This window comes from Streptomyces sp. NPDC006798 (genome assembly GCF_040635975.1).
GTDB lineage: Bacteria > Actinomycetota > Actinomycetes > Streptomycetales > Streptomycetaceae > Streptomyces.
The window spans coordinates 1-17,237 of the sequence record NZ_JBEYIS010000038.1; the positions used below are offsets into that span (position 1 = coordinate 1).

Sequence of the window (17,237 nt, forward strand, 5' to 3'; positions counted from 1 at the left end):
ATCTTCGAGCTGGCGGACTACGGCGTCGTGGGCGACCTCCACACCGTCCTCCCCCAACTCACCGAGGAGATCAACAAGCGCAAGGGCTGAACCGGCCCCCGGGATCCGTCGCCGCCGCGACGGCCGATCCGGGGAGACGGACGTACGGCCGGAGCCGCACGGTGGAACCCCACCGTGCGGCTCCGGCCGTTCCGGCCCGCCACCGGCGCCGTTGACGGCGATCACGACCACCGCTTAGCTGCCCCGTACGAACGCGTGACTCCGTACCGCGGAAGGGGAGGCGTACGGCGATGGCGCAGCGGAAACCACCGGCCACCACCTTCGGTACGGCGACCGGCGCCGCGGTCGACACCCTGCTCGCGCCGGTCGACGCCGAACTCGCCCGGCGCTACCCCGGCGACCCCGGCACCCGCCAACCGGTCCACACCGTCTATGTGTCCGCCCGTGACCTCACCACCGACACCCTCCGGACCTGGAGCGGCGCGGCCCTCGGCGTACTCGCCGAACACGCCCCGGACGCGGCCTCCTTCGGAGCCGTCATCGGGCTGCCCGGCGCGCGGGCCGAGGCCGTCTACGACCGGGTTCGGACCAAGCTCGCGCGGGAGCCCGTCGAGGATCTGCGGATCGACTTCGAGGACGGCTACGACGGCCGGACCGACGCGGAGGAGGACGGGCACGCCGCCCGCGCGGCACGGCTGGTCGCCGAGGCGTACCGGCGGGGCGACGCGGCCCCGTACACCGGTATCCGGATGAAGTCTCTGGAGGCCGCGGTACGGAACCGGGGCATCCGGACCCTCGACGTCTTCCTCACCGGGCTGGTCGAACACGGCGGGCTGCCCGGGGGACTGGTCCTCACCCTGCCGAAGGTGAGCCGGGCCGAGCAGGTCATCGCGATGGCCGGGCTGCTCACGGCGTTCGAGCGGGCGCACGGCATCGCGGACGGCCGGATCGGGTTCGAGGTCCAGATCGAGACCAGCCAGGCGGTCCTGGCCGCCGACGGCACCGCGACCGTGGCGCGGCTGATCGACGCCGCCGGAGGGCGACTCACCGGGCTGCACTACGGCACCTACGACTACAGCGCCGGTCTCGGCATCGCCGCCGGACACCAGGCGAGCGACCATCCGGCCGCCGACCACGCCAAAGCCGTGATGCAGGTCGCGGCGGCGGGAACCGGTGTCCGGGTCTCGGACGGCTCCACCAATGTGCTGCCCGTCGGCCCGGCGGAACACGTCCACGAAGCCTGGCGGCTGCACTACGGCCTGGTCCGGCGAGCGCTGGCCCGCGGCTACTACCAGGGCTGGGACCTGCATCCCGGCCAACTCCCCACCCGGTACGCGGCCGTGTTCGCCTTCTACCGCGAGGGCCTCGACCGGGCCGCCGCCCGGCTCGCCTCGTACGCGGCCCGGAACACCGGCGACGTGCTGGACGAACCCGCCACGGCCAGGGCCCTCGCCGGGTTCCTGCTCCGGGGTCTCGACTGCGGCGCGCTGGATCCGCCGGAGGTCACCGGACGCACCGGACTGACCCGTGCCGGACTGGAGGCGTACGCCCCCGCCCGCAGTACCGGCCCGGCGTCCCGGCCCGGCGCCGAGCCCGGGTAGCCGGACCCCGCCCGGAACGGGGGACGCCCGCGGCCGTGCACGGCCGCGGGCGTGACGTGCTGGGTGCGGTTCGGAGCGTCAGGGGCGCCAGATGAACAGGTCGTAGAGGTTGGTCTGGGCGTTGTGGGCGCAGTTGAAGTAGGACGCGCCCGCGTTCATGACGGCCCAGTTGCCCGCCCAGTGGCACTGGCCCAGGTTTGAATAGCTGCCCCACGGGGTCCACCTCGTGGGCTGGACCGACGACGTCGTCGTGCCGGTGTCGGCCGCCTGGGCGGTCGGAGCGGTCATCAGTCCGGCACCGGCCACGGCCGCCACCACCGCGGCGGTGGCGAACATCTTGCGAATGGACATGAGGTCGAGCCCTCCCTCTTCGCCGATGTCATCGGGGTCCGCGCCCCGATGGCGGAAGAAAGACTGTCCGGACATATCTCGTGAAGCAATGGGAAGCGCAGATTCCCCAATGATTTGGCTGATATGCGGATGACTCGGCCGATAATATGTGTGTCCTGTGAAGGCGCTCCGTGCTGACTCGTGTCGTTCCGGGGTCCAGCGCTCAGGACGTCCGACGGGCGGCATACGGTTCCGGTCAGGTCTGGACCAGAAGCCCCCGGGCGGCGGACCCGGCACGGCGGCGCCCCGCGCCGGACAGGGGCGCGGGGCGCGGCCGTGGAGGCGAGGCCGTTTCTTCGGGATCAACGCCTGGCCCGGGACGCGGCTGCCGCCGCGACCGATGAGTCCCGCTCCTGTGCGGAGTCAGCCTCGATGAGGCATGCACACAGATGGGAGCAGCACATGGGACAGCTGGTCGTGGTCAACTTCGTCTCGCTGGACGGCGTCATGCAGTCGGTCCTCTCGGCCGATGAGGACCGGGACGGCGGGTTCGATCAGGGCGGCTGGGTGCTGCCCTTTGTGGACGAGGCGGTGGAGCGTTTCATGAGCGAGGCCACGGCTGGGGCCGGAGCCCTGCTCCTGGGCCGCAGAACGTACGAGATCTTCGCCGCCACATGGCCGTACGCCGATATGAACGACTCCGCGGTGGCCGCGATGAACGCGATGCCCAAGTACGTGGCCTCCCGCACGCTCGGGGATCCGGGCTGGGTGAATACCACCGTCCTCGGCGCGAATCCGGCGGAGGAGGTCAGCCGTATCAAGGCCGCGTCCGAGAAGGAGACGGTGGTGCTGGGCAGTGGAGGGCTGCTCGGAACCCTGATGGAACACGACCTCGTCGACGAGTACCGGCTGCTGGTCTTTCCTCTCGTCCTGGGCGGCGGCAAGCGGCTCTTCGCCGACGGCAAGAGCCGCCGCCTGACCCTGACCGCGACGCGGCCGACACCGTCCGGCGTAGTGATCAACACCTACCGGCGCCGTACCGAGGGTTGAGGTCCCGGACCACCTCGCGGACCGGATGAAGCCGGCGGTGAGGCGGAGTCCGGCGAGGCCGGCGCATATCAACCGGGGATCGGACGATCCGAAGGAAACGGACCGTGCCGCGTAGCGGGGGAGGGGGCGTCGGCGGACGGGGCGTACCCGTGTCCGAAGGGACGTTACGCCGGAGGGAGTTCCCCGGAGCCGCGCGGGATCAGCCGGGTCGGGAGCGTCAGCCTGGCCGGCTCCTCCTCGATGCCGTCGAGCCGCCGGAACAGCCGCTCGGCCGCCGTCCGGCCCAGCAGGGCCGCGTCCTGGGCGATGACGGTGATCCCGAGCAGATCGGCCAGCTCCATATCGTCGAAGCCGACGAGCGCGACCTTCCGCTCCCGGTCGGCCAGGGCCCGGACCACGGTCACCAACACCCGGTTGTTCCCCGCGAACAGGGCCGTCACCGGGCCGGAGCCGTCGAGCATGTCGTCCACCGCCCGCCGGACCCGTTCGGGCGCCGTCGACCCGAGGGAGACCCAGTCCGGATCGACCGTGAGACCGGCGTCCTCCATCGCCGCCCGGTAGCCCCGCAGCCGCTCCACCGCCGTATGGATCCGGGGCTGGTCGCCGATGAAACCGATCCGGCGGTGGCCGTGGGCGATCAGCTGGGCCACCCCCGCCCGGGCCCCGCCGTAGCTGTCGGAGAGCACTACGTCGGCGGCTATCCGCCCCGGCGGGCGGTCGACGAAGACGGTGGCCACCCCCGCCTTGATCTCGGGCTCCAGATAGCGGTGGTCGTGACCGGCCGGGATGACGATGAGCCCGTCCACCCGCCGGGCGCACAGGGCGAGGGCCAGCTCCTGCTCGCGCTCCGGGTCCTCGGCGCTCGACCCGTTGATGAGGAGGGCGCCGTGCGCCCGGGCGACCTCCTCGACCGCCCGGCTCAGCGGCCCGTAGAAGGGGTCCGCCAGATCCTCCAGCACCAGGCCGATCGAGGCGGTCCTGCCCTTGCGCAGCACCCGGGCGCTGTCGTTGCGGCGGAACCCGAGCGAGTCGATCGCCTCCTGGACCCGGCGCTCGGTGTCCGCGGTGACTCCCGGCTCCCCGTTGACGACCCGGGAGACGGTCTTCAGCCCCACCCCCGCGCGTGCCGCCACGTCCTTCATCGTCGGCCGGTTGCCGTACCGGGACTGAGGGCCCCGGGAACGTTCGGAGAGGAGGGGGGAACGGTCGGTCTCGGCCACGGTGTCGTCGTCCCGTCGTCGTGCGGTGAAGTGGAGTTGCAGCGTTGAGCATAGAACCTGGACAACGTTGTCAGGGGAGGGAAGACTGGACGCCCGGTGCCGCGGTTGCGGCACTGTACCGGGGGAACGGGGACGTGGGAACCATGCGGACGCAACTTGTCGCGGCGCTGGACATCGGCGGTACGAAGATCGCGGGGGGACTGGTCGACCGGGCGGGCCGGATCCGGCTGAGGGCGCGCCGGGACACCCCCGCCCTGGAGGACGGCGAGACGGTGATGGGCGCGGTGGCGGAGGTGCTGGCCGAACTCTCCGCCGGACCGCAGTGGCGGCGTGTGGTGGCCGTGGGCATCGCCAGTGCCGGGCCCGTCGACGCCTCGGAGGGGACGGTCAGTCCGGTCAACGTCCCCGGCTGGCGGGGTTTCCCACTGGTGGCCAGGGTCCGCCGGGTGACCGGCGGGCTGCCCGTCGGGCTGGTCGGCGACGGGGTGGCGATGGCCGCGGCCGAGCACTGGCGGGGCGCGGCCCGGGGTCGGGACAACGCCCTGTGTCTGGTGGTCTCGACGGGGGTCGGCGCCGGTCTGGTCATCGGCGGCCGGGTCCATCCGGGCCCCAGCGGCAACGCCGGTCACCTCGGCCATATCAGTGTCGACCTCGACGGCGACCTGTGCCCCTGCGGCGGGCGCGGCTGTGTCGAGTCCATCGCGAGCGGGCCGAACATCGCCCGCCGGGCCCTCGCGGCGGGCTGGCGGCCGGGCCCCGGCGGGGAGATCACGGCCGCCGCCGTGGCGTCCGCCGCGCGGGCCGGTGACCCGGTGGCCCGGGCCTCCTTCGCCCGGGCCGCCCAGGCGCTGGCGGCGGGGATCGCGGCCGCGGCGGCGCTCGTCGACGTCGAGACGGCGGTGATCGGCGGTGGGGTGGCCGGGGCGGGCGACGTCCTCTTCGAACCGCTGCGGCGGAGCATGGGCGACTACGCCACGCTCTCGTTCACCCGGGGGCTGGTCGTGGCCCCGGCGCTGACGGGCGGCGACGCCGGGCTGATCGGGGCGGCGGCGCTGGTGACGGCGCCGTACGCCCGGCCGGACGAGAAGGCGGACGGAGCGCCGGACGAGACGGCTGTCTGCGGCGGCGTATGAGTGGCGGAGTGCGAGCGGTTCCGGTGTCCGGGGCGGGCCGCCCCGGACCCGGAAGCCGCCGTACGACGGCTCAGGACCCGGTGGCCGTCCGGAGATCTGGTGGACGAACGGCGGGGGAACGGTGGACGACCGGGTCCGGCCATCGCCGGGCCCGGTAGGGGCGGAGACGTCTCGGGACCCCTTTCGTAGGGTGAGACGGCTATGCGCCTCCGCGGACGCCCGGCACGGAATCGGGTGCACCGGCGGACACAGTTCGACCGGTGACGGCCAGGGATGGTTCCGGCGGGTTACGCGGTACGGCGTTGCGGGCAATCCACTGTGGGCTATGGAAGAGGGGGAAACGTGATCGTCTGGCTGAACGGCGCGTTCGGAGCCGGGAAGACGACCACCGCGGGCGAACTGGTCGAGCTGATCCCGAACAGCACACTGTACGACCCCGAACTGATCGGCGACGGACTCCGGCTGCTGCTGCCGCCGAAGGCCCTCGACGAGGTGACGGACTACCAGGATCTGCCCATCTGGCGGCAGCTCGTGGTGGACACGGCCGCCGCCATGCTGGCCGAGCTGGGCGGGGTGCTGGTGGTGCCGATGACCCTGCTGCGCCAGGAGTACCGGGACGAGATCTTCGGCGGTCTGGCCGCCCGGCGCATTCCGGTGTGCCAGGTGCTGCTGGCGCCGGACGAAACGATCCTGCGCGCCCGGATCGAGGCTCGGGCCGAGTCCGCCGACGGCGGTGGCGGTCGCTGCGGCGACCAAGGGTCCGGAGCCGCGCGCCCGGCGGGCGCGGTGGGCGCGGACGGGGGAGCCGCCCCCGCCGACCGGGAACGGCGCCGCCGTTGGGCGTACGAGCAGGTCGAGCCGTATCGCGCGGCCCTGGAGTGGCTGCGCGACGACTCCTTCGTGGTCGACAACGGCAGGCTCGACCCGCGCGGGACCGCGCACCGGATCGCCGAGGCGGTACGGACCGGGGAGGCGGGGGTCTGCGAGATCGTGCAGACCCCGCGGCCCGCCGCCGAGACCGTCGCCGCGGGGGTGCTCCTCTTCGACGACGCGGACCGGGTCCTGCTGGTGGACCCCACCTACAAGCCCGGCTGGGAGTTCCCGGGCGGTGTGGTCGAGTCGGGCGAGGCGCCCGCGCGCGGGGGGATGCGCGAGGTCACCGAGGAACTGGGCATCGCTCTCGGCCGGGTGCCCCGGCTGCTGGTGGTGGACTGGGAGCCGCCGAGACCACCCGGCCACGGCGGGCTGCGGCTGCTCTTCGACGGCGGCCGGCTCGACCGGGCCGACGCCGACCGGGTCCGGCTGCCCGGACGGGAGCTGCGGGCTTGGCGGTTCGTCGGCGAGCGCGAGGCGGCCGGACTGCTGCCGCCCCAGCGGTACGAGCGCCTGCGCTGGGCGCTGCGGGCCCGGGAGCGGGGAGTCGTACTCAATCTGGAGTCGGGCGTACCGGTCGGCTGACGGCTGCCGGGGCCATCTGACGCTCTATTGAGTAAACGTTTCTGCAATGGAGCGCACGCCTGACCGCGCCCCGTGCTTCGACCGCACCGAACCGTACTCAGCCGGCCGCCGCGGCCTCCTCGGCCGCGGCCTTCAGTACCGCCGCCGTGTCTCTGGTCACCGGATCCCCGTGACCGAAACAGACCGTGGTCGGGGCGAGGGCGGCGAACCTGGCCATGGACGCCTTGGCCCGCGCCCGGTCGGTGTCGAACACCCCGAGGATCACCCGGTCGGCGGCGGCGACCGCGTCCCCGGTGAACAGGACCCCGTGCCGGGGCAGATGGACGCCCAGGGAGCCGTCCGTGTGCCCCGGCGCGTTCACCACCACGGCGCCGTCGCCGAAGTCCAGTGCGTCGCCGTCGGCCACCTCCCGGTCGACCCTGGTCGGCGGGGCTTTTGGCACGGTGAGGCCGTGCTCCCGCAGGGGCCGCTCCCAGTCGAGGAGTACCGGCTCGGGTACGGGCGCCTCGCCCCGGGTCACCGGGGCGTCCAGCCGGTGCGCCACGATCTCGGCGCCGTAGCGGTCCGCCAGCTCACCGGCGGCGCCGACATGGTCGCGATGGCAGTGGGTCAGTACGATCTGGCGGAGCCGGGCGGGGTCCTCGCCGGTGGTCCTGATCCCCTCCTCGACCACGGCCGCCGCGTCGATGCCACCGGAGTCGATCAGGGTCAGTCCGCCGTCGTCGCGCCGGAGATACGCCTGGCCGATCCGGAAGCGGAACCTATGGAGCCGGGGCCGTACGTCGATGATGCCCATGCCCCGAACCCAGGCACGGCCGGACCGCCGCGTCCCGGAAGTACGCCGACGGCGATCTCCGCCCGACGCTGAATCGCCCGGCGCGCGGCCCGGCGCGATGGAGTCGGAGCCGTACCCGGACCGGTCCCGGATCACCGCCCCGGCAGGCAAGGGAAGACGCCCCGGAGACCGGAGGTCCGGCACTGACGCTCCGACCGGCCCGGCCCGCCCCGGCTCTGACGGGCCGTCGGCCCGGTCACGCCGATGGCCGTCCGCCGTTCTCCCGGCGGCGAATCGCCCGGCGGCTCACGGAGACAAGCCGCCGGGCGAGCCGCGAGGCCGGGCGCCCGGCGGAAGGATCAGCCGGTCGGCACACCCTTGGACGCCGCGTAGTTCCGCAGGAACAGGGCCTCCGCCACCGACATCCGCTCCAGTTCCTCCGGCGAGACCGACTCGTTCACGGCGTGGATCTGCGCCGCCGGCTCGCTCAGCCCGATCAGCAGGAACTCCGCCTCCGGGTAGAGCCCCGCGAGGGTGCCGCAGAGGGGGATCGAGCCGCCCTCGCCCGAGACCTGCATCTCCTGGCCGGGGTAGGCCACCCGCATCGCGTCCGCCATCGCCGTATAGGCCGGGCTGCCGGTGTCAGCGAGGAACGGCTGCCCCAGCCCGACGTGCTCCACCGAGACCCGCGCGCCCCACGGCGTGTGCTTCTCCAGATGTGCCGTCAGCAGCTTCGTCGCCGCCACCGCGTCCTGGCCCGGCGGCACCCGCAGACTGACCGCGGCCCGCGCGCTCGCCTGGACCGACGGGGTCGCGCCCACTACCGGCGGGCAGTCGATACCGAGGACCGTGACGGCGGGCCTGGCCCACACCCGGTCGGCCACCGCGCCGGAGCCGATCAGACCGACCCCGTCCAGGACCTTGGCGTCCTCCCGGAAGGCGTCCTCCGGATACGCCAGGCCCTCCCACTCCTGATCGGCCGTCAGCCCGTCGACGGTGGTCGAGCCGTCCTCGGCCCGCAGCGAGTCCAGCACCCGGATCAGGGCGGCCAGCGCGTCCGGCGCGGCCCCGCCGAACTGCCCCGAGTGCAGATTGCCCGCCAAGGTGTCCATCCGGACCCGGACCACGGTCATCCCGCGCAGCGTCGCCGTCACCGTCGGCAGCCCGGTCCGGAAGTTGCCGGTGTCACCGATCACCACGGTGTCCGCCGTCAGTAGGTCGGGGTGCTCCTCGGCGTACCGCTCCAGACCGCCGGTGCCCTGCTCCTCGGAGCCCTCCAGGATCACCTTCACCCCGACCGGCACCCCGCCGTTCGCCTTCAGGGCGCGCAGCGCGAGGAGGTGCATGATGAAGCCGCCCTTGCAGTCGGCGGCGCCCCGCCCGTACCAGCGGCCGTCCCGGTCGGTCAGCTCGAACGGCGGGGAGTCCCAGCCGTCCGGGTCCAGCGGGGGCTGGACGTCGTAGTGCGCGTAGAGCAGCACCGTCGGAGCGCCCTGCGGGCCCGGCAGATATCCGTACACCGACTCCGTGCCGTCGGGTGTGCCGAAGACCGACACGTCCTGGAAGCCCTCGGCGCGCAGGGTGTCCGCACACCAGCGCGCGGCGGCCTCGCACTCGCTCCGGGGGAACTGGGCCGGGTCCGCGACCGAGGCGAACGCGACCAGCTCGGCCAGTTCGGTCCGGGCCCGGGGCATCAGCCCCGCGACGGTCTCGGCGATCGAATGGTCGGACATGGGCACGCTCCTCGTGGATGCGACGTTGAGGGTTGGTGTACGGCGAACGCGCGATCGATCCTGCCACAGCGTGACGGGACGACCGCGCCGTAGGATGCCGTACGGCAGCAGCGGGCACGCGTCGGATCGGGAGCAGAACCACATCGTGAGCAGCGAGAACGGTGTCACCGGGGCAGGATCGGAAGCACAGGGGCACAGCGGCCCGGTGTGGGATGTGATCGTGGTCGGCGCTGGGCCGGCCGGAGCGTCCGCCGCCTACGCCGCTGCGGTCGCGGGCCGCCGGGTCCTGCTGCTGGAGAAGGCGGAACTGCCCCGCTACAAGACCTGTGGCGGCGGCATCATCGGACCGTCCAGAGACAGTCTGCCGCCGGGCTTCGAACTGCCGCTGCGGGACCGGGTGCACGCCGTGACCTTCTCCCTCAACGGGCGGCTGACCAGGACCCGCAAGTCGAAGCGGATGCTCTTCGGGCTGATCAACCGGCCGGAATTCGACGCCCGGCTGGTCGAGCACGCGGAGAAGGCGGGCGCCGTCCTGCGGACGGGCGTCACCGTCTCCCGGGTGGAGCAGCACGGCGCGGCCGTCCCCGACCGGCGGACGGTGGCGGTGGTCACCTCCGACGGCGAAACGATCCTGGGCCATGCGGTGGTGGGCGCCGACGGCAGCGCCAGCCGGATCGGGGCCCATGTCGGTGTCAAGCTCGACCAGGTCGACCTCGGTCTGGAGGCCGAGATCCCGGTCCCGGAATCGGTGGCCGAGGACTGGGCCGGTCGGGTGCTGATCGACTGGGGTCCGATCCCCGGCAGTTACGGCTGGGTGTTCCCGAAGGGAAGGACGCTCACCGTCGGAGTGATCTCGGCCCGCGGCGAGGGCGCCGCGACCAAGCGTTATCTGGAGGACTTCATCGCCCGGCTCGGGCTGGCCGGATTCGAGCCGTCGATCTCCTCCGGGCATCTCACCCGCTGCCGCAGCGACGACTCCCCGCTCTCCCGGGGCCGGGTCCTGGTCTGCGGTGACGCGGCCGGACTGCTGGAGCCGTGGACCCGGGAGGGGATCTCCTTCGCCCTGCGGTCCGGTCGGCTCGCGGGGGAGTGGGCGGTCCGGATCGCCGAGGCCCACGACGCCGTGGACGCCCGGCGCCAGGCGCTGAACTACGCCTTCGCCGTGAAGGCCGGGCTCGGGGTCGAGATGGCCGTCGGCCGCCGGATGCTCGCCGTCTTCAAGCGCCGCCCCGGGCTGATCCACGCCGCGCTCACCGGGCTGCGCCCCGCGTGGCGGGCCTTCACCGAGATCACCCGCGGTTCGGCGACCCTGGCGAGTCTGGTCCGGGGCAGCGGGGTCGCCCGCCGGGCCCTGGAGGCCCTGGACCGCCGGATGGGCGAGCCCGCCGGACGTCCGGACGGGGCCGACGGCGAGGGCGACGGCACGACGGGGGACGACGAGAAGGAGCCGTCGGCGACCGCGTGACCGCAGTTCCGTGAGCCCGGGCCGGGTTCGTGGGCCCGGGCTCACGCGTGGCGCGTCCCGGGCGGTCGCCGGTCGCCGGCCGTCCGGTGCGCCGTACGCGTCGGCCCGGTCACGGCCGGGACGGTTCCGGTACGGGGTCGTTCCCCGGCGCTCGTGGCCGTACGGCTCATCGCTCGACGGTGAGCCGGAAGACCGGATGCCGGTCCGCCGCCGCGCGCAGTTCCTCGTCCGACGACTCCGCCGTCACCTCGCCGAAGAACCGGCCGACCTCCCAGCCCCAGCGCTCCAGATAGGCCCGGAGCACCGCGGGCTTCTCCGCCGCGTCCAGCTCGACGGCGGTGAAGTTCCGGACCGAGCGGCCCAGGGTCAGCCGCCCGCCGCCCGCCGCCCGCATATTCCGCACCCACTGGGAGTGGCCCCGGGCGGAGACCAGGAAGGTCTCGCCCCCGTAGGTCAGCGGATTGACGGGGACGCTCCGCCATTCGCCGCTGGAGCGCCCGACCACCGAGAGTTCGGCCGACCCCAGCAGGCTCACGCCGCGCCGGGCGAGCCAGCCCACCAGCCGGCCGAAGGCGCTGTCGAACCGGCCGGGGCGGAGGTAGTGGGTGCCGGTGGCGGCGGTACCGGAGTGCTGTGACATCCGTTGCTCCTGTGTCGGTGATCGGGCCGGGTCGTCACAACCCGGCCGAGAGCGGTGTTCGTATTCGAGAGCAGTGCTCTCTCCCGTTTCCAGTGTGCGGGCTGCGCCGGAGGAAAGCAAGAGCACCGCTCTCGAAATTGGCCGGTGCTCCGAACCGTGCGAGACTGCGGGCCATGACCACCATCCGCGGCGCCCGCGAACGGGCCCGAGCCGAAGTCACCGCGGCCATCAAGGACGCGGCCCGCCGCCGGGTCGCCACCGAGGGCGCGGCCGGACTGTCGCTCCGGGCGGTCGCCCGTGAACTGGGCATGGTCTCCTCCGCCCTCTACCGCTACTTCCCCAGCCGCGACGAACTGCTGACGGCGCTCATCGTCGACGCCTACGACGCGATCGGCGCCTCCGCCGAGGACGCTCTCGCCCGGACCGCGCCCGATACCCCCCCGGTCACCCGCTGGACCGCCGTCTGTACGGCGGTCCGCGCCTGGGCCCTGGCCCACCCGCACGAATACGCCCTGATCTACGGCTCGCCCGTACCCGGCTACGCCGCCCCCGGGGACACGATCGAACCGGCCGCCCGGGTCGGCCTGGCCCTGATCGCCGTGGTCCGCGACGCCCATGCCGCCGCCCCCCTCACCCCGCCGCCGATCGACCCGGCCCTGACCGGCGAGGCCGGCCGCCTCGCCGCGGCCCTCGCCCCCGGTCTGCCGCCCGCCACGGTGCTCGCCATGGTCGCGGCCTGGGCCGAACTCTTCGGACTGCTCTCCTTCGAACTCTTCGGACAGTTCCACCGGATCGTCGAGGACCGTGACGCGTTCTTCGGCCGGGCCGTCGCCCGGCTGGCGTACGAGGTCGGCCTGCCGGCCCTGCCCTGACCCCGGAACAACCCTGTCCCGCGCCCGCCGCCGTACGGTCCCGGCCCGGCGGCGGGCGGCTCCGGGGCCGGCTGGCGGGCGGCCGTACTCCCCGGGGAGTAGAGGTGATCACGACACCGGGGTGACGCGCGCCGTTCCCGCGCGCACTAGCGTTTCCGGTATGGACCACGACGCCGCCCCCATCTGCGCCGGTCCCGCGGCGGGCGGGGACGGCGGACCTCCGTGGGCCCGGATCCCAGAGCGCCGCCGCGCCGCCCGGCTGCCCTGGCCCTCGACCCTGCTCGTCACCGTATGCGCCGTCGTCGGTACGGGCTTCGCCGCCCGGAGCCACGGCGCCGCGGGCCGCGAGCCGCTGGACGCGCTCGGCTGGGCGCTGCTGCCGCTGATCCCGGCGACCCTGCTGCTCCGTACCCGGTGGCCGGTCCCCGCCCTGGCCGCCGTCACCGGACTCACCCTGCTCTATCTCGGGCTCGGCTATCCCTACGGCCCCGTTCTGCTGCCGCTGGCCGTCGCGGTCTTCTCGGTGAGCGCCGCCGGACACCGGCACGCCGCCTGGTGGGCGGCGGGCGTCTTCTGGACCGGTCATGTCCTCATCGCCCACTGGCTCTACGCCCGGCTGCCGCCGCCCGGCGACGGTCCCGCCCCCTGGGGGCAGGAACTGGTGGTGGCCGCCTGGATCGCCGCCGTACTCGCGGGCTCCGAACTCCTCCGGGTCCGGCGCGCCGAATGGGCCCGGGCCGCCGCCGAACGCGCCGCCGCCGCCCGGCGCCGCCGCGACGAGGAGCGGCTGCTGATCGCCCGGGAACTCCACGACGTCCTCGCGCACTCCCTCTCGGTGATCCATGTCCAGGCCGGAGTCGGCCTCGCCCTCATCGACCGGGACCCGGGCCAGGCCCGTACCGCCCTGACCACGATCAAGGCGGCGAGCAAGGAGGCCCTGGGCGAGGTCCGTCAGGTACTCGACAGCCTGCGGGCGCCCGGTGACGCGCCCCGCGCGCCCGCGCCCGGACTCGACCGGCTCCCCGAACTGGTCGAGCAGGCCCGGAGCGCTGGACTCGCCGTCGACGTCGGAACGGCGGGAACCCCGGTCGCCCTGCCGCCGGGCACCGATCTCGCCGCGTTCCGGATCATTCAGGAGGCGCTGACGAATGTGGTGCGCCACTCCGGATCGCGTACCGCCGTGGTCCGGATCTCCTACGGGCCCACCGGCCTGACCCTGCGGATCACCGACGAGGGCCCGGCCACCGGCTCCGACGCGGGCGGCAGCGGCAACGGTCTGGCCGGGATGCGGGAGCGGGCCGCCGGGCTCGGTGGCACGATCGAGGCCGGGCCACGCCCCGGCGGCGGATTCGCGGTCCGCGCGGATCTGCCCCTGCGACCGAAGGAGACCCCGTGAGCGCCGCGACCCCGCCCCCCGGACCCCGGGACGGCACCGGCCGCCCGGGCGGGCCGTCCGGAACGGGCCCGGTGGCGGCCGGAACGGTCGTGTCCCGGGACGCGGGCGCGGCGGCGGGGGAGGGAGCGGCGGCGGATCCGGCGGCCGGAACGTCCTCCGCCGCCCGGCGGAGGACCCCGGTCCGGGTGGTGCTCGCCGATGACCAGCTCCTGGTCCGCGCGGGTTTCCGGGCCCTCCTCGACGCCCAGGACGACATCGAGGTCGCGGGGGAGGCCGCCGACGGCGACGAGGCCGTCCGCCTGGTCGCCGAAGTCCGCCCGGACGTCGTCCTGATGGACGTCCGGATGCCCCGGCTGGACGGTCTCGCCGCCACCCGCCGGATCACCGCCGACCCCCGGCTCGCCGACGTCAGGGTCGTCATCCTGACCACCTTCGAACTCGACGAGTACGTCTTCGAGGCGATCCGCTCCGGCGCCTCCGGCTTCCTGGTGAAGGACACCGAACCGGACGAACTGCTGCGCGCGGTGCATGCCGTGGTCGCCGGGGACGCGCTGCTCTCGCCGGGGGTGACCCGGCGGCTGATCGCCGAGTTCGCCGCCCGCTCCAAGGCCCCGGCGGACGGCGGCAGGCTCGCCCCGCTCACCGAACGGGAGCGGGAGGTGATGGCCCTGGTCGGGATCGGCCTCTCCAACGAGGAGATCGCCCGCCGACTGGTCGTCAGCCCCCTGACGGCCAAGACCCATGTCAGCCGGACGATGGTGAAACTCGGCGTCCGGGACCGGGCCCAGCTCGTGGTGCTCGCCTACGAGTCCGGACTGGTCCGCCCCGGCTGGCTGGGCTGACCGCCGCGCGCCCCGCCCCCGCCGCGCGCCCCGCCCCCGCCGCGCGGGCGCCTCCCGAACCGCCACAACACCGTCGCCACCCGGACCGCGAAGACCACCACGGCGGCGGCCCGGCCCACGACCACCAGCCCGTCGGCGAGCCCCGTCGGCACCGGGAAGACCCAGCCGGGCCCGGCGATCGCGCCGAACACCACCGCCGCCGCGAAGGCCGCGCTGACCAGCGCGTACCCGATCTCGACCGTGACGGCGTCCCGTTCGGTCCTGGTCCGCTCCCGACGACGCGGCACGACTCCTCCTTCCGGCGGCCCGTCGAGGCCACCGCTCAGCCGATGGCGGACGACTCCCGCCAGAGCGCCGCGGTCGCGGCGTCCCCGGTCAGGGAAACGGCGCTCAGCGGCAGCCGGTTCCACAGCGTCAGATACAGCCGCTCGGCGGTGTCGCGCAGTTCGCAGTCGGCCGGGCCCGTCCCGGAGGCGTCGGCGACCACCGGCTCCTCGGTGATCCGTACCGTCCATACGTCCCCGGTGTCCGTGGCCCGGACCCGCAGGATCCGGGGTGTCGCCGAGCGCACCCGGCTGCGGTCCTGGCCGTGCAGCTCCAGCAGTTCGGCGATGCCGTCGGCGGCGAATCCCGGGGTCACCGGGGTGAGCGTGCCCGCCGTACCGGGCGCGCCGCCCAGCGCCGATTCGGCGTCCACCCGGTGGACCGCCGTCTCATGGGCCTGCCGCCGGACCCAGAAGGCCAGCGGTGAGGAGACCGGCCGGAAGGTCCAGCACGACAGGTCGTCCGGGGCCGCCGCGAGCGTCGTGACCAGCGCCCGGTGCCCCTCCCGGAACCAGGCGAGCAGCGCGTCGCCGTCGGACTCCGGCTCGGGCTCCGGCGGCCGGTAGCTCTCCCGCCCCTCCGCGACGAGCGCCGTCACCCACCGGTGCACCGTCCCCGTATGGCGGAGCAGGTCCCGCACCCGCCAGCCGGGACAGCCCGGTACCCCGGCATCGGACCCGGCGGCCCCGGCCGCGTCCGCCAGCCGTACGCCCTCGTGGTCGACGACATCGATGAACTCCCCGTTCTCCATCCGGCGATTGTGCCACCGGGGGGCCGGTCGGCGGCGGGATCACCAGGGCCGTGATACGGGGTGACGACAGCCGGATCAGGCCGCCCCGCCTCCGCCGTCCACCGCCCGGACGCCTTTGGCGCGTGGTGCCGCGGACGGCTCCCGGGACGGCGCCCCGGTCCCGGCCGGCGGCGCCGCGTCCCGTACCGCGTACGCCACCACGGCCGCGCCCGCCGCCAGGACCGCCACCGTCGTCAGCGCCGCCGGGAGGGAGAACAGATCGGTGAGGAAACCGATCACGGGCGGGCCCAGCAGCATGCCCCCGTAGCCGAGAGTGGACGTGGCGGCGATCCCGGAGGGGCCCGCGACGGCCCCCGCCGCCGCGACCGCCACCGGGAAGATGTTCGCCAGCCCCAGCCCGGCCACGGTGAACCCGGTGAGCACCAGACCCACGGAGGGCGCGAGGGCGCCGAGCAGCATCCCGAGCGCCGCCGCCGAACCGCCGGCGACCAGGGTGCGGGTCCGCCCCAGCCGCTCCAGCAGCAGCGTGCCCGAGAGCCGGCCCGCCGTCATCGCGAGGGCGAACAGGGCGTAGCCGAGCGCCGCGACACCGGGCCCGGTCCCCAGATCCTGCTCCAGATGGAGGGCGCCCCAGTCGGCCATCGCGCCCTCACCGTACGCCGTACAGAGCGCGATCACCCCGAAGAGCAGGACATACGTCCGGGTCCTGCCCCGCAGCCGGACCCTGCTCCCCGGTCCCGCGCCTGCCGCCGGCCCGGGTCCGGACCCCGGCCCGGGTCCGGCCGAACGCAGCAGGAACACCCCGGCGACCACCGTGACCAGCAGCCCCACCGCCGCGAGCAGCAGCAGATGCCGGGTGGCCGAGAGACCGCCCGCGATCAGGGCACCGAGCCCGGCACCGACCATCCCGCCCAGGCTGTACACCCCGTGGAAGGCGGGCATCAACGGCCGTCCCAGCACGGCCACGAGTTCGACGGCCGCGCTGTTCAGCGCCACGCTCATGGCCCCGAACCCGGCGCCGAAGACCAGCAGCACCAGTCCGAGCGCGAGCGCGTCCCGGGTGAGCGGGGGCAGGGCGAGGGAGGCCGACATCAGCGCCGCACTGCCGACGGTCACCCGTGGGGCGCCGAAGCGGTGGCAGAGGCGGCCGGTGAGCATCATCGTCACCACACCGCCCGCCGAGACGCCGAGCAGCGCAAGGCCCAGGGCTCCGGCGGAGGCCCCGGTCTGCTCCTTGACGGCGGGGATACGGACCACCCACCCGGCGAAGAGGAAGCCGTCGAGGGCGAAGAAGAGGGTCAGGGCGACGAGGAAGGGGCGGGCGGGCGCCGGACGAGCGGAGTCCGCGCAGACTCCGCCCGAGGCCACCGGCCCTGTTTTGTTCAGATCCGGCACAAACGCAGGATAGGTGTCCGATCCTTTTCGGACAAGACGCGGGGCGCGGCCGGATCCGGCCGCCCGGCCGGACCGGAGGCGGGGCGTCCTTTCCGTACCGGGGCGCGGGGGCGCAGTCCGTACGGAGGAGCCGTACGGTACGGCCCCGGAACCACGGCCCCGGCCCGGCGGGGGCGCGTATCGCCCGCCGTCCCCGCGCCGGTTCATCCGCCGCCCACGGGGCCGGAGCCGTACCCCCTTCGCGCCGGGGGA

The 17,237-nt window shown here is 74.3% G+C and carries 16 protein-coding genes; 8 read left to right on the forward strand and 8 right to left on the reverse strand.

Features of this window, described 5'->3' with window-relative positions; all coding sequences use genetic code 11:
- Positions 1–290 precede the first annotated feature (290 nt).
- Positions 291–1,601, forward strand: coding sequence for an aldolase/citrate lyase family protein (locus ABZ714_RS23850; protein WP_358827338.1), 1,311 nt, complete (start codon positions 291–293; stop codon positions 1,599–1,601).
- A gap of 78 nt (positions 1,602–1,679) precedes the next feature.
- On the opposite strand, the gene ABZ714_RS23855 is transcribed toward ABZ714_RS23850, so the two are convergent.
- The gene (locus ABZ714_RS23855) at positions 1,680–1,952 is read right to left on the reverse strand and encodes a hypothetical protein (RefSeq protein WP_358827339.1); all 273 of its coding nucleotides are present in this window, start codon (positions 1,950–1,952) and stop codon (positions 1,680–1,682) included.
- A gap of 441 nt (positions 1,953–2,393) precedes the next feature.
- Here ABZ714_RS23855 and ABZ714_RS23860 point away from each other — a divergent pair, with 441 nt between their 5' ends.
- Positions 2,394–2,981 carry a dihydrofolate reductase family protein gene (locus ABZ714_RS23860; RefSeq protein ID WP_358827340.1) on the forward strand — a complete coding sequence of 196 codons (588 nt, stop codon included), beginning with the start codon at positions 2,394–2,396 and terminating at the stop codon, positions 2,979–2,981.
- A gap of 164 nt (positions 2,982–3,145) precedes the next feature.
- On the opposite strand, the gene ABZ714_RS23865 is transcribed toward ABZ714_RS23860, so the two are convergent.
- The gene (locus ABZ714_RS23865; RefSeq protein WP_358827396.1) at positions 3,146–4,123 is read right to left on the reverse strand and encodes a LacI family DNA-binding transcriptional regulator; all 978 of its coding nucleotides are present in this window, start codon (positions 4,121–4,123) and stop codon (positions 3,146–3,148) included.
- Between the two features lie 221 nt (positions 4,124–4,344).
- Between ABZ714_RS23865 and ABZ714_RS23870 the strand changes: the two genes are divergently transcribed.
- Positions 4,345–5,334, forward strand: coding sequence for an ROK family protein (locus ABZ714_RS23870; protein ID WP_358827341.1), 990 nt, complete (start codon positions 4,345–4,347; stop codon positions 5,332–5,334).
- 342 nt (positions 5,335–5,676) lie between these two features.
- Positions 5,677–6,792, forward strand: a complete 1,116-nt coding sequence (locus tag ABZ714_RS23875) for an NUDIX domain-containing protein (RefSeq protein WP_358827342.1) — start codon at positions 5,677–5,679, stop codon at positions 6,790–6,792.
- Positions 6,793–6,889: 97 nt separating this feature from the next.
- Here ABZ714_RS23875 and ABZ714_RS23880 read toward each other — a convergent pair whose 3' ends face one another.
- Together ABZ714_RS23880 and ABZ714_RS23885 are read right to left on the reverse strand one after the other, a co-directional pair.
- Complete coding sequence (locus ABZ714_RS23880) at positions 6,890–7,588, reverse strand: MBL fold metallo-hydrolase (RefSeq protein WP_358827343.1); 699 nt, start codon at positions 7,586–7,588, stop codon at positions 6,890–6,892.
- Between the two features lie 338 nt (positions 7,589–7,926).
- Entirely contained in the window at positions 7,927–9,300 is a 1,374-nt protein-coding gene (locus ABZ714_RS23885) for a dipeptidase (protein ID WP_358827344.1), read from the reverse strand.
- Positions 9,301–9,394: 94 nt separating this feature from the next.
- On the opposite strand from ABZ714_RS23885, the gene ABZ714_RS23890 reads away from it, so the two are divergent.
- Positions 9,395–10,765 (forward strand): geranylgeranyl reductase family protein, encoded by a 1,371-nt coding sequence (locus ABZ714_RS23890; protein ID WP_358827397.1) that lies wholly within the window; start codon positions 9,395–9,397, stop codon positions 10,763–10,765.
- Between the two features lie 166 nt (positions 10,766–10,931).
- Here the strand turns inward: ABZ714_RS23890 and ABZ714_RS23895 are convergent, their stop codons facing one another.
- Positions 10,932–11,405, reverse strand: a complete 474-nt coding sequence (locus ABZ714_RS23895; RefSeq protein WP_358827345.1) for a nitroreductase family deazaflavin-dependent oxidoreductase — start codon at positions 11,403–11,405, stop codon at positions 10,932–10,934.
- Between the two features lie 173 nt (positions 11,406–11,578).
- On the opposite strand from ABZ714_RS23895, the gene ABZ714_RS23900 reads away from it, so the two are divergent.
- The 3 genes from ABZ714_RS23900 to ABZ714_RS23910 all read left to right on the forward strand — a co-directional run bounded on the left by ABZ714_RS23900 (position 11,579) and on the right by ABZ714_RS23910 (position 14,515).
- Positions 11,579–12,277, forward strand: coding sequence for a TetR/AcrR family transcriptional regulator (locus ABZ714_RS23900; RefSeq protein WP_358827346.1), 699 nt, complete (start codon positions 11,579–11,581; stop codon positions 12,275–12,277).
- A gap of 160 nt (positions 12,278–12,437) precedes the next feature.
- Entirely contained in the window at positions 12,438–13,673 is a 1,236-nt protein-coding gene (locus ABZ714_RS23905) for a sensor histidine kinase (protein WP_358827347.1), read from the forward strand.
- A gap of 185 nt (positions 13,674–13,858) precedes the next feature.
- Positions 13,859–14,515 carry a response regulator transcription factor gene (locus tag ABZ714_RS23910; RefSeq protein WP_358827398.1) on the forward strand — a complete coding sequence of 219 codons (657 nt, stop codon included), beginning with the start codon at positions 13,859–13,861 and terminating at the stop codon, positions 14,513–14,515.
- Here the strand turns inward: ABZ714_RS23910 and ABZ714_RS23915 are convergent.
- From ABZ714_RS23915 to ABZ714_RS23925, 3 genes are all read right to left on the reverse strand, one after another.
- A complete protein-coding gene (locus ABZ714_RS23915; protein ID WP_358827348.1) occupies positions 14,476–14,802 on the reverse strand; it encodes a DUF6332 family protein in 327 nt (108 codons plus the stop codon). The two genes, ABZ714_RS23910 and ABZ714_RS23915, sit on opposite strands and share 40 nt — an antisense overlap.
- 35 nt (positions 14,803–14,837) lie before the next feature.
- On the reverse strand, positions 14,838–15,590 hold the full coding sequence (locus ABZ714_RS23920; protein ID WP_358827349.1) for a maleylpyruvate isomerase family mycothiol-dependent enzyme: 753 nt from the start codon (positions 15,588–15,590) through the stop codon (positions 14,838–14,840).
- A 75-nt stretch (positions 15,591–15,665) separates the two neighbouring features.
- Positions 15,666–16,892: an MFS transporter gene (locus tag ABZ714_RS23925; RefSeq protein ID WP_358827399.1), complete on the reverse strand. Its 1,227-nt coding sequence runs from the start codon at positions 16,890–16,892 to the stop codon at positions 15,666–15,668.
- Between the last annotated feature and the right edge of the window lie 345 nt (positions 16,893–17,237).

What these genes read in the sequence shown, in the direction of transcription:
- ABZ714_RS23850 (WP_358827338.1), top strand. Translation starts at nt 291, where the DNA reads ATGGCGCAGCGGAAACCACCGGCCACCACCTTCGGTACGGCGACCGGC.
- ABZ714_RS23855 (WP_358827339.1), bottom strand. Translation starts at nt 1,952, where the DNA reads ATGTCCATTCGCAAGATGTTCGCCACCGCCGCGGTGGTGGCGGCCGTG.
- ABZ714_RS23860 (WP_358827340.1), top strand. Translation starts at nt 2,394, where the DNA reads ATGGGACAGCTGGTCGTGGTCAACTTCGTCTCGCTGGACGGCGTCATG.
- ABZ714_RS23865 (WP_358827396.1), bottom strand. Translation starts at nt 4,123, where the DNA reads ATGAAGGACGTGGCGGCACGCGCGGGGGTGGGGCTGAAGACCGTCTCC.
- ABZ714_RS23870 (WP_358827341.1), top strand. Translation starts at nt 4,345, where the DNA reads ATGCGGACGCAACTTGTCGCGGCGCTGGACATCGGCGGTACGAAGATC.
- ABZ714_RS23880 (WP_358827343.1), bottom strand. Translation starts at nt 7,588, where the DNA reads ATGGGCATCATCGACGTACGGCCCCGGCTCCATAGGTTCCGCTTCCGG.
- ABZ714_RS23885 (WP_358827344.1), bottom strand. Translation starts at nt 9,300, where the DNA reads ATGTCCGACCATTCGATCGCCGAGACCGTCGCGGGGCTGATGCCCCGG.
- ABZ714_RS23890 (WP_358827397.1), top strand. Translation starts at nt 9,395, where the DNA reads ATGCCGTACGGCAGCAGCGGGCACGCGTCGGATCGGGAGCAGAACCAC.
- ABZ714_RS23895 (WP_358827345.1), bottom strand. Translation starts at nt 11,405, where the DNA reads ATGTCACAGCACTCCGGTACCGCCGCCACCGGCACCCACTACCTCCGC.
- ABZ714_RS23900 (WP_358827346.1), top strand. Translation starts at nt 11,579, where the DNA reads ATGACCACCATCCGCGGCGCCCGCGAACGGGCCCGAGCCGAAGTCACC.
- ABZ714_RS23905 (WP_358827347.1), top strand. Translation starts at nt 12,438, where the DNA reads ATGGACCACGACGCCGCCCCCATCTGCGCCGGTCCCGCGGCGGGCGGG.
- ABZ714_RS23920 (WP_358827349.1), bottom strand. Translation starts at nt 15,590, where the DNA reads ATGGAGAACGGGGAGTTCATCGATGTCGTCGACCACGAGGGCGTACGG.